The sequence below is a fragment of the Streptococcus suis YS56 genome, from assembly GCF_000440115.1.
Taxonomy (GTDB): domain Bacteria; phylum Bacillota; class Bacilli; order Lactobacillales; family Streptococcaceae; genus Streptococcus; species Streptococcus suis_L.
In genome coordinates, this window is the sequence record NZ_ALMY01000037.1 from 1 (window position 1) to 10,558 (window position 10,558).

9 protein-coding genes are annotated in these 10,558 nt (G+C 44.7%); 7 read left to right on the forward strand and 2 right to left on the reverse strand.

Annotation, left to right across the window (positions count from 1 at the left end; genetic code table 11):
- The first annotated feature begins 326 nt into the window (after positions 1–326).
- Complete coding sequence (locus tag SST62_RS0104900) at positions 327–1,211, forward strand: ABC transporter ATP-binding protein (protein WP_029186514.1); 885 nt, start codon at positions 327–329, stop codon at positions 1,209–1,211.
- Positions 1,208–3,550: a hypothetical protein gene (locus SST62_RS0104905; protein WP_029186515.1), complete on the forward strand. Its 2,343-nt coding sequence runs from the start codon at positions 1,208–1,210 to the stop codon at positions 3,548–3,550. The genes SST62_RS0104900 and SST62_RS0104905 overlap by 4 nt, the downstream gene beginning before the upstream one ends.
- Before the next feature lie 44 nt (positions 3,551–3,594).
- Here the strand turns inward: SST62_RS0104905 and def are convergent, their stop codons facing one another.
- Complete coding sequence (gene def / locus SST62_RS0104910; RefSeq protein WP_029186516.1) at positions 3,595–4,209, reverse strand: peptide deformylase; 615 nt, start codon at positions 4,207–4,209, stop codon at positions 3,595–3,597.
- A 129-nt stretch (positions 4,210–4,338) separates the two neighbouring features.
- Between def and SST62_RS0104915 the strand changes: the two genes are divergently transcribed.
- The 4 genes from SST62_RS0104915 to SST62_RS1000000112115 all read left to right on the forward strand — a co-directional run bounded on the left by SST62_RS0104915 (position 4,339) and on the right by SST62_RS1000000112115 (position 8,278).
- Positions 4,339–5,508, forward strand: a complete 1,170-nt coding sequence (locus SST62_RS0104915; protein WP_029186517.1) for an MFS transporter — start codon at positions 4,339–4,341, stop codon at positions 5,506–5,508.
- 528 nt (positions 5,509–6,036) lie between these two features.
- Positions 6,037–6,663, forward strand: a complete 627-nt coding sequence (locus tag SST62_RS0104920) for a GNAT family N-acetyltransferase (RefSeq protein ID WP_228376844.1) — start codon at positions 6,037–6,039, stop codon at positions 6,661–6,663.
- Positions 6,654–7,382, forward strand: coding sequence for a pseudouridine synthase (locus SST62_RS0104925; protein ID WP_029186519.1), 729 nt, complete (start codon positions 6,654–6,656; stop codon positions 7,380–7,382). The genes SST62_RS0104920 and SST62_RS0104925 overlap by 10 nt, the downstream gene beginning before the upstream one ends.
- A 48-nt stretch (positions 7,383–7,430) precedes the next feature.
- A protein-coding gene (locus SST62_RS1000000112115) for an IS630 family transposase (protein ID WP_153309602.1) occupies positions 7,431–8,278 on the forward strand; the annotation gives its coding sequence in 2 pieces (ribosomal slippage) (positions 7,431–7,734 and positions 7,734–8,278; 849 coding nt in all).
- A 45-nt stretch (positions 8,279–8,323) separates the two neighbouring features.
- Here SST62_RS1000000112115 and SST62_RS0104940 read toward each other — a convergent pair.
- The gene (locus tag SST62_RS0104940; protein WP_029186522.1) at positions 8,324–8,905 is read right to left on the reverse strand and encodes a xanthine phosphoribosyltransferase; all 582 of its coding nucleotides are present in this window, start codon (positions 8,903–8,905) and stop codon (positions 8,324–8,326) included.
- A 215-nt stretch (positions 8,906–9,120) separates the two neighbouring features.
- On the opposite strand from SST62_RS0104940, the gene SST62_RS0104945 reads away from it, so the two are divergent.
- On the forward strand, positions 9,121–10,431 hold the full coding sequence (locus SST62_RS0104945) for a nucleobase:cation symporter-2 family protein (protein WP_029186523.1): 1,311 nt from the start codon (positions 9,121–9,123) through the stop codon (positions 10,429–10,431).
- Positions 10,432–10,558: the final 127 nt, after the last annotated feature.

The following is a 10,558-nucleotide window of genomic DNA, read 5'->3' on the forward strand; positions in this document are numbered from 1 at the left end:
ATCAAGCATAGGAATCACCTCGACTCTAGTATAGCAAAAAAAGACATCAAGTTGATGACTTTTTCAGTGGGTTCTTTTTAAGTGGTGTCATTGTTCTTTCTGCAGTGTTTTACTATTCCACCTTACCCCTTATGAGATTGTTGCCTCAGATGTTTGGTTGTGGCTGAACACGTTTATACATGTTTTGTTCTGGAAACCTGTAGCAGTCTGAGCTTTCTTGTAGGGCTTTATTTGCTGTATAAGGCTTTCAAGAAGTAGTCTAGCTAATAATAAGCTGATGAAAGGCTCTTGTTCCGCTCTGCCATTTCTCCAAGAAAGGAGTTTCTATGCTAAAAGTAGTCGATGTCTGTAAGCGATACGGTGCCCACCAGGTCTTGTCCTATGTGTCCTTTGAGTTGCAAGCGGGGGACTTGGTGGCCCTAGTAGGTCCCAATGGTGTGGGAAAATCCACCCTCCTGAATATCATCAGCAATACAGAAACCGCTGACCGTGGGTCGGTAACTATCAATGGTCGTCCTAATAGTGACCGAGCGATTTTTCAGGATATGTCTGTCATGTTGGATGCCCAAGCACTTTATCCACAGTTGACGGGTTATGACCATCTGACCTATGTGGCTGCCACTCACAAGCTGGGGAAAAAGGAAGTGGATGCGTTGGTGGAAGAATTGGGGATGGGCTACTATGTCAAAAAGCGGGTGGCTGGTTATTCCATGGGTATGAAGCAGAAGCTGCTCTTTGCCATGGCTGTACTTCCCAAGCCCAAGCTCTTGTTGCTGGATGAACCCCATATCGGCTTGGACCCGACCAATATCATTCAACAGCGGGAATTTCTCTTGAACTTACAGGCAGAAGGTGTTGCCATTTTGCTTTCTTCCCACCATTTGTCGGAGATTGAGAAGCTGACCAATCAGGTTTATTTTCTCAAGGCCAGCAAGTTGATTACCACAGAAGTGGAGTTGATGGCGGATTATGATTACCATCTTGCTGTGGAAAACTCCAATCAGGTTCAGGAATTTTTACGGGATTATCCTCAACTCTTGTGGAAAAAGGCAGAGCAGGGTCTGGTGGAAATCTTCTTACCCGAGCGAGATTTACTGGATTGTTTGGATCGTATTCCAATCCAGCAGGTGGCTGGGATTACAAAAGCTAGCGACTATATGGAATCCCTCTATCGTGATCTCTACGTGGAGGAAGGTGGTGAGGGGACATGAGACTGAACTTTGAAATCAAGAAAATTCTCTGGTCGCCTCTCTACTGCTTGCTCGTACTTGGTTTTCTAGGTCTGGCCTACCTTCCCATCTCGCAAAGGCAAGCCCATCAAGCGGCCTATGTGGAAACCTATAAAGAAGAACTGAATGAATTGGCTAGTGTCTTGGCAGATATAAAAATTGAGGAGGAGTCAGAAGAAGCACCGCGGATGCTGGGCTTGAAATCCGATATAGAAAGTGTCGGTCAGGCCTTAGATGAGGGGAAGTTTGAAGCTATCCCCAACTACCGCAAACTCATGTATCAGGATTTGGACTATTTTATCAGTCGCAATCGGCAGCTTTTTCAAACTCGGAATTCCTTGACACAAACGGAAGTCGAACGTTTGGCCAGATGGAATGACTGGTTGCTTGCCTACCAATTGCCTGATGGTCCTGAAAATCAAGCTTGGGAAACAGGGCGTATTGTTCAAGCCTACTTAGAAAGTTTGTTTGGTTTTCTTCCTGTATTTTTGGTGCTTGGTTTTCTACTTGCCAATCAACTGTCGGAAAAGACACTGGCTCATCAAGTTTGGCAGTTGCGGCAATGGGATAGTCTGAGTTTGCAGGGAGTCAGGCGTTTGGTTGCTTCCTTGCTTTCGCTTTTGCTGGCTGTGGGGATAGGTTTGCTCTTTATCCTGGTCTATGATGGGGTGACAGGTCAGTTGGCTGTATCTAGTTTTCAAGCTCCTGTTGAGATTTTGGGGCAGAGGCAGTTGATAGGCTCTTGGCTTTACGGGCTTATCTTGCTTGGTTTTTGGCTGGTCTTGCTTCTAGCTGTTCGCCTACTTTTTGGATTTTTGGACCACTTGTTGGCCAGTCGGCTGATTTTTGTGGTGACAGGGTTACTGTTGGTTCTGGGGCTTTCCTATCAGGCAGGTGCAGTAGCTGGTTGGTCAGGTCAAATTCTGCCCTTGCTTGCCTTTCCTGGTTTTTTAGACACAGCTGCATTTTCACAGGTCTTTATACAGGTGGATGTCTTACTCCTGCTGACCATTGGGCTTTTCATTACTTATTATCTGCTGACAGAGAAGAAAAGGCTGGTCCTGACCGTGGGGCATCAGAAGGAGTTAGACACAGGGCGTTTGGACAAGGTTTGGGCGTTTGATATTCTCATCCTTAGTCGGCTCAATTCTTGGAAAGGGCTCGTCTTAGTAAACTTGCTCCTAGCTCTGCTATTTTCCCTACTGACGGGACTAGAAAAGCAAGAGGTTGCCCAGGAGGAGAGGGTTTCGATGGAGTTGGTTGCCCAGTCCTATGAGCAGGATGAGGTCTATGTGGAGAGTTTGCAGTCGGAAATCAACCGTCTGAGGCAGTTGGTCAAAGAGGACGCGAGCTATCAGGAGGAGTTGGAGTGGAGAGTGGAGCTTTTACAGGAATACCATATCTATAAAGATCTCTATGTCAAGCAATGGCAGGTATATCAGGACAATCCCAAGGCTCTGCCGGCTAGTCACCTTGCTATGCTAGAGGCAGAGCAGGTCTATCTATGGGCTAGAGAGGAAAAGGCTTTTGCCAATGGTGATATTGGGGCCAGCCAGACGGTGGATAATCTTCGCCGTTACCAGACTCGCAATCAGGTCAGTCAGTATTACTGGCAGCAGCTGATGGAGGCTGGGGTGCCAGCAACAAAGCGGGGCAAGGATGTCGTTTTGACCAGCTTGGAAGATCGTTTTGACACAAATGATGCCTTGGTTCCGGTAGACGATCCCTCTTGGGACCGCTCCAGAGACCTGTCAGGTATCGGCAGTCTACGCTCTCTCTTTGATGGTCCGGCCTATTTGTTGGTGCTCTTGCTGGCGGTTTGGCTTGGCAGTCGGGGTAAGGCGGTGGAGGTTGCAGGGAAAAACTGGCGTCTCTATCAGACCCAGCCTGTGGATTTGCACAAGGTTCTACTCACCAAGTGGTTGCTGGGACTGGGTCAGGCTCTTTGTTTTACAATGCTCTTTCTAGCTAGTCTTTTCCTAGTCAATAGTCTGGTCGGAGGAATTGGTTATCTGGAAGATGGCCTTGTCTTGCTTTCGCATTCGGAGAGGGGGATTTTTCTGGAACTCCTGAGGGGACAAGAACTCTGGGCTTGGTTCCTTCCAAATGCCCCTTATCTCTTGTGGATGGTGCTTGGCTTGCTTGTTTTGGAAATTGGATTGGTTAGTCTCAACCATCTTTTGCAAGTTCGGTTTTCAAATCGCCTAGTGGTTTTCATCCTACTAGCTGGTTTGCTGGCTCTGCTGGACTACCTCCTCTTTCAAGATATAGTCTTGGATGGGCAGGAAATTTTTAGGCAGTTAGCTCTGCTATTTTCATAAAAAAAGAAAAACTGGCTGAAAATTTTTCAGTCAGTTTCTTGTGTTTATTCAATTACCAACATGCCTTCTTTAACGGCAAATGGGTGTTCTGGGTCAATGCGGTCGTAGAACATGACACCGTTGAGGTGGTCGATTTCGTGTTGGACCACGATGGCATTATATCCTTTGAGTTTGATACGGTGTTTTTCGCCGTTTTTGTCCATGTAATCAACAGTCACACGCGCGTGGCGGACTACGTAGCCTTGGACTTCGCGGTCAACAGATAGGCAACCCTCGCCCCCTTCCAAAGCCGCTTCTTGGACAGAATGTGCTACGATTTTAGGGTTGTACATGACTTCTTGAAGGGAGTAGGCTTGGGCAGGTGGATTGCCTTCCTCATCTTCTGGATTTGGGACTAAGACAGCAATGATGCGTTTGGAAACGTCAATCTGAGGTGCTGCTAGACCAACTCCGCCACGGAGTTTCATTTTTTCAGCCATGACTGGATCCTGCGAATGTTTGAGGAATTGCATCATTTTTTCGCCTAAAATAATTTCCTGGTCAGATAGGGGAAATACAACTTCTTCAGCGACTTGGCGTAGGGTTGGGTGCCCCTCACGGATGATGTCATCCATGTCAATCAAATGGGCAGCTTTTGTCAATCGTTCAATAACAGACATGATTCTCTCCTTTGAATATAGTTAAGATAAGTATAGCATGAAATGGGAGAGAATAAAAGTCGGACTTTTCTATCCATTCGCTTTCAAATCTGTTATACTAGTAAAAGACGAACGTTGAAAGGGAGAAAAATGAAAAGAATTTTAGAAAAAGCCAGTTTGCTGGCCCTATCCACCATGCTGGTTTCGACATTTGCTGTCTCGCCAGCTATTCCGCAGATGATTGAACATTTTGCCCAGCAGGGAATTGCAGCGGGCCAGGTGGAAAATTTGATTACGGTGACCTCCTTTGCTATTATGGTTACTCTATTGGCAAATGGTCTAGTTGTCCGTTTCTTGTCTGAACGAAACATTATCATTGCAGGGCTTTTGCTTATGGCCATCGGTGGAGCTTTGCCAATGTTTCTAACTGCTTATCCTCTGATTTTATTGGCTCGTATCTTGCTTGGTTTGGGGATTGGCTTGATCAATGCCCGTGCCATCAACATTATCGGTAATTTTTTCACCGGTCAGGAGCGGGTACAGATGATGGGCTTGCGTGGTTCAGCAGAGGTTTTGGGAAGCGCAGGGCTTACCCTCCTTGTCGGTTGGTTGACCCAGTTTGGTTGGCAACCTGCCTTCTTGGTCTACCTTTTTGCCTTGGTCATCCTGGCTCTCTTCCTTCTCTTTGTTCCCAAGGAGGAATTGCTGGCTCGCATGGAGGTAAAGGTTGAGGAGAACGCGCCCAAGGTCAAACTGGACAAGACCATGTGGATGATGGGGATTTATCTGGCATTCTTAGCCTTCTTTGTTATCAATGTCAATACCTTTCTGACCATTCGTATTCCTCAGATTGTTTTAGCCAAGGGCATTGGTACTGCTCAGCAAGCCAGTCTGATTCTCAGTCTCATGCAGGTCATGGGGATTGTGGCAGGGACTGTCTTTAGTAGCTTGGTTGGTCGTTTGAAGGGCTGGCTTTTAGCGGTTTCCTATGTGGTTTTTGGACTTGCGGTTGTCGGTATTGCCTTTGCGGATAATCTCTGGGTATTGGGCCTCGGTGGTATGGTGTCAGGATTTTTCTACAGTATCATTCTGACCATTGTCTTTAGTCAGGTGACGGACCGGGCTCCTAAGGCCTTGCTCAATGCGGTCATGACAATCGTCCTTATGGGTTGCAATATCGGCGGAGCCACCTCTGCCATCTTGCCGACTTATCTGGAAAAACTTAACCCAACCCCAACAGGAGCCTTTGGTATTTACGCCATCGGCTGTGCCTTGATAAGCGCTGGCTTGATTTATAAACAACTGAAGAAGTGGGAGTGAGAAAGAACTCGACTGGTCTAAAAAAGAGTTCGTCAACAATTTTTTGTTTTAAGTTGTTGAGCTGAAACAGTCTATCCCCAGACTTTGAATAATGTGAGCTGACTACCGTCAGCTTGTATTTCCTACTTCAAAAGGTCTCCCAGACCTTTTGAACTCCCACCCCCGTATAGCCCCAAAGGTTCGGGGAACCTTTGGGGGCTGGAGATAGAGCGAACAGAGTTCGCTACAAAAGGTTCGGGGAACCTTTGGAGGTTGGAGATAGAGCGAACAAAGTTCGCATCAATCGTTAAGTCAGAGTAGTGACTGTTTGAGGTTGGAGATGAAGCGAACTTTGTTCGCAACAGTCGTAATGGTCAGGTTTGGAGTGGGAAACACGAATTGCAGAGATTTGCTTCGCAAATCTTATCTCCAACCTTTAACAGTCCACTGGACTGTTAAACCCAATCAACCACTGCGCTGAGATGTTGACACGAACTCTGAGTAGTAGCCGCTGGGCTTGAGCCCAGCCTCTTTTGGTATAATATTCCTATGTTAGAAAACAACCGCTTAAATGAATTAATACTTCGCTTTCCCGAGGATGTTCAGTTGATTTTTAAGGACATGATTCCCTCCTATCAGTTGGGCTATGTGGATTATGTCTATCAGACAGATCATTACGCCACCCAAAACCGTCGGATTAAAAATTTGGCAAAAAATTTTCGAAGAATGGATTACTTTTACATCATGCCCCTGCCACAAGATTTGGCATTGGACATTGCTAACCAATGGCGCTATCAACCACCTTTGGATGCCTATACGATTAGTGCAAACCCCGAGACTTATGCTGAGATGATTTCACCCGAGGCGCGTGGGGACCGCTTTTTTGCAGTCATTCGCAATGCCGCCCTCATGGGCTATTTCTGTATTGACCAAGATGGTGAGACCGTTGACATTCGTTTGGGTATGAAACCGTCTTTGACAGGTCAGGGAAATGGCAGAGCTTTCTATCAGACTATTGAAGACTACATAGTGGAACATGTTCAGCCAGCTAGTATTACACTGACAGTTGCCACCTTTCATCAAGCAGCTCAAACCCTCTTTCATGCTCTTGGATTTACAGAAAGAGAACAGCAAGCAGACTATATCAAAATGGAAAAGAAACTCGTATGCGATTAGATAAATTTTTAGTGGATTGCGGTGTCGGCAGTCGGACAGAAGTCAAGAAAGTCCTGAAAAACAAGCAAGTCACAGTCAATGGCCAAGTAGAGACGTCCCCCAAGCAACAGATTGACGAAAAGACTGACCAGATTGCAGTAGCAGGCCAGGTCTTGAGCCATGAAACATTTGTTTATTATGTATTGAACAAACCCAAGGGAGTTATTTCAGCAACCGAGGATGACCGTCATCGGACTGTCTTGGACCTGCTAGATGATACAGCTCGCCAGAAGGAAGTCTTTCCAGTTGGACGCTTGGACATCGATACCCATGGCTTGCTCCTCTTGACTAATAACGGTCAGCTGGCTCATGCCATGCTTTCTCCGAAAAAACATGTGGATAAACTCTACCGTGCACAGGTTGACGGGATTATGACCCAAGAGGATGTCGAACGATTTGCGGCAGGAATTGAGCTGAAAGACTTTACCAGTCAGCCAGCCCAGTTGACCATCCTCTCTACAGATGAAGCTAAGCAGACTTCACTCGTTGACATCACCATCCGAGAAGGGAAATTTCACCAGGTCAAACGCATGGTGCAGGCCTGTGGCAAGACGGTGACCGACTTGCAACGATTGACCATGGGTCCCTTGGTATTGGACGACAGCTTAGCCTTGGGAGAATACCGCAGGTTGACTGCTGCCGAATTGAAGCAATTAGAAGTCTTTGGTGTGGAATTATAGATATAGTAAAATGAAATAAAACCAGTACATTTGTGGTATAATGTATTTATGGCATATTCATTAGATTTTCGTAAAAAAGTTCTCGCATACTATGAGAAAACGGGCAGTATTACTGAAGCATCTGTTATTTTCGATATTTCACGCAACACCATCTATCAATGGCTAAAATTAATGGAGACTACTGGCGACCTTCATCACCAAGTTAAGGGAACCAAACCAAGAAAAATTGATAGAGAAAAATTAAAGAACTATCTTGACGCTCATCCAGATGCTTATTTGACTGAAATAGCTTCTGAATTCGACTGTCATCCAACAGCTATTCATTACGCTCTCAAAGCGATGGGATATACTCGAAAAAAAAGAGTTGTACCTACTATGAACAAGACCCTAAGAAAGTAGACTTGTTCCTTAAAGAGTTTAATAACTTAAGCCATCTGACTCCTGTTTATATTGATGAGACAGGGTTTGAGACATATTTTCATCGAGAATATGCTCGCTCTTTGAAAGGTCAGTTAATAAAAGGTCAGGTCTCTGGAAGAAGGTATCAGCGACTATCTTTGGTTGCAGGTCTCATAAATGGTGAGCTTATAGCTCCGATGACATACAAAGATACTATGACGAGTGACTTTTTCGAAGCTTGGTTCAAAACATTCTTGCTACCAACTTTAGATAAACCAGCTGTTATCATTATGGATAATGCACGGTTTCATAGGATGAGTAAGCTAAGAGATTTATGCGAGGAGCAGGGACATAGACTTTTACCTCTTCCTCCTTACTCACCTGAGTATAATCCTATCGAGAAAATCTGGGCTCACATCAAAAAACACCTCAGAAAAGTGCTGCCAAATTGCAATACTTTTCTTGAGGCACTTTTGTCCTGCTCTTGTTTCAGTTAGCTATAAAATAGAAGAGACTTGCTCCCGATTTGGAAGCAAGTCCTTTTAAATATCCGCAGCTGCAAAAACAACCTGTCCATCTTGGAATTTTTCAATACGAGCGAGTGAAGTAACAGGGACACCTGCATCCAGTAAGAGCTGGCGACCGTCTTGGAAGGACTTTTCGATGATGATACCAACCCCAGCCACTTGCGCCCCAGCCTGTTGGATAATGTCAATCAAGCCTTTTGCTGCTTGTCCATTGGCCAAAAAGTCATCAACAATTAGAACACGGTCCTCAGGCGACAAAAACTTACTAGCAATAGAGACGGTGCTGGTGACTTGCTTGGTAAATGAATAGACTTCAGCGGTCAAAATGCCTTCGGTCATAGTAATATTTTTATGCTTTTTAGCAAAAATCATTGGCACATCTAAGCTCTCTGCAACATAGACGGCTGGTGCAATACCCGAGGTTTCGATCGTGACAACCTTGGTAATTTCTTTAGAACGATAGGCATCTGCCAAGACCTGCCCCATTTCTTTCATCAAGCGAAAATCAACCTGATGGGTCAAGAATGAGTCAACTTTTAAGATATTTTCTCCTAATACCTGACCATCTTTTAAAATGCGTGCTTCCAAAGCTTTCATGTTTATCTTCTCCTCCAAATGCTACTTTTGTGTATTATAGCATTTTTTTGCCAAAATCAAAACAATAAACGAATTTTCGGGTTGGAATATTGTAAATATTGACGAAACTCTTCTATAAACACGAACATTATTTGTTTATAGGGGCAAAATATATTGAAATGATTGTATTTTCTGATAGACTAATACCATTATTTAGGAATAATGAAGGAGAAATCATGTCTCAGAAAATACCAAATGAACATTCTTCGGAGATGCTTTACGGAATTGATGAACAACCACCAAAAGGGATGGCTGTTTTGCTTGCTTTTCAGCATATTTTAGCAGCTTTTGCAGGTATTATTGCAGTACCTCTTGTCGTTGCAAGTGCTTTGGGATTATCGGTAGAAGATACTTCTATTATGGTATCAGCCTCTATCTTTGTTGCTGGGATTGCCACCATTTTGCAATCTAAAGGTTTGGGGCCAATTGGTTCACGTGTCTCTGGTTTGATGGGGACGGACTTTACCTTTGCCAATCCAGCAATCAGCGTTGGTAGTCAGTTGGGAATTGCTGGTATTGTAGGAGCAACCATTGCTGGTTCATTTGTAGAGATTGCTCTCAGTCGTTTTGTCAAACCCTTGATGCGCTTCTTTCCACCATTGATTACGGGGACTGTTGTATCCCTCATCGGTATTACCCTCATGCCAGTAAGTATGGACTGGGCAGCTGGTGGAGCTGGCGCTTCAGACTATGCTTCAGTTGAAAATATCGGTATTGCCTTTATCGTCTTGGTCTTTACTCTGGCATTGAATCATTATGGTAAAGGAATGCTGAAAACGGTCTCTGTCTTCTTTGGGATGGTCTTTGGATATGTCCTCTGTATTCTGCTTGGAAAAGTAGATATGTCTGCTGTTGGAGAAGCGGCTTGGTTTGCTCTTCCTAAAATTTTCCATTATGGTGTAAAATTTGACCTATCTTCTATTCTAGCCTTCATCCCAGCCTATGTCGTATCTTTGATTGGGACGGTGGGGATTATGATGGCCATTGGAGAAGCTTCAAATCAAAAGATTTCTTCTGAGCGGGCAGCAAATGGTGTTCTGGCAGATGGCGTCGGTTCCTTGATTGCCGGTATTTTTGGGGCTGGTCCAAATACAGCCTTCTCACAAAACGTTGGCCTCATTACTTTGACAAAAGTTGCTAGTCGTCATGTCATGATTTTAGCAGGTATTATCTTGACCCTACTTGGTGTCTTTCCCAAATTATCAGCCTTGATTTCCATCATGCCCCAGCCTGTTCTTGGTGGTGTTGGGATTATCATGTTCGGTTTGGTTGCTGCCCAAGGGATTAAGACTCTTGCAACGGTTAAAATTGGGGACCGTGAGCTCTTGATTATCTCTATTGCCTTTGCGCTTGGGATTGGAGTGACCGTTCGTCCAGAATTGTTAAGCCATCTTCCATCAGCACTTCAAATGGTCTTCTCATCAGGTATTTCAACAGGGACCTTGGCTGCCTTGGTATTAAATCTGGTGTTAAAAGAGGAAAAATAAGAGTTATTTTATTAGCTTACTCAGATGAAAAGAGAAGAAGGTCCATTTGTGATGAACCCACTGAAAAAGTCATCAACTTGATGTCTTTTTTTGCTATACTAGAGTCGAGGTGATTCCTATGCTTGAT

Excerpts from the sequence above, each read along its gene's own strand:
- SST62_RS0104940 (WP_029186522.1), bottom strand. The coding sequence starts at position 8,905 with ATGAAAGCTTTGGAAGCACGCATTTTAAAAGATGGTCAGGTATTAGGA.
- SST62_RS0104945 (WP_029186523.1), top strand. The coding sequence starts at position 9,121 with ATGTCTCAGAAAATACCAAATGAACATTCTTCGGAGATGCTTTACGGA.
- def (WP_029186516.1), bottom strand. The coding sequence starts at position 4,209 with ATGTCTGTTATTGAACGATTGACAAAAGCTGCCCATTTGATTGACATG.
- SST62_RS0104925 (WP_029186519.1), top strand. The coding sequence starts at position 6,654 with ATGCGATTAGATAAATTTTTAGTGGATTGCGGTGTCGGCAGTCGGACA.
- SST62_RS0104915 (WP_029186517.1), top strand. The coding sequence starts at position 4,339 with ATGAAAAGAATTTTAGAAAAAGCCAGTTTGCTGGCCCTATCCACCATG.
- SST62_RS0104900 (WP_029186514.1), top strand. The coding sequence starts at position 327 with ATGCTAAAAGTAGTCGATGTCTGTAAGCGATACGGTGCCCACCAGGTC.
- SST62_RS0104905 (WP_029186515.1), top strand. The coding sequence starts at position 1,208 with ATGAGACTGAACTTTGAAATCAAGAAAATTCTCTGGTCGCCTCTCTAC.
- SST62_RS0104920 (WP_228376844.1), top strand. The coding sequence starts at position 6,037 with ATGTTAGAAAACAACCGCTTAAATGAATTAATACTTCGCTTTCCCGAG.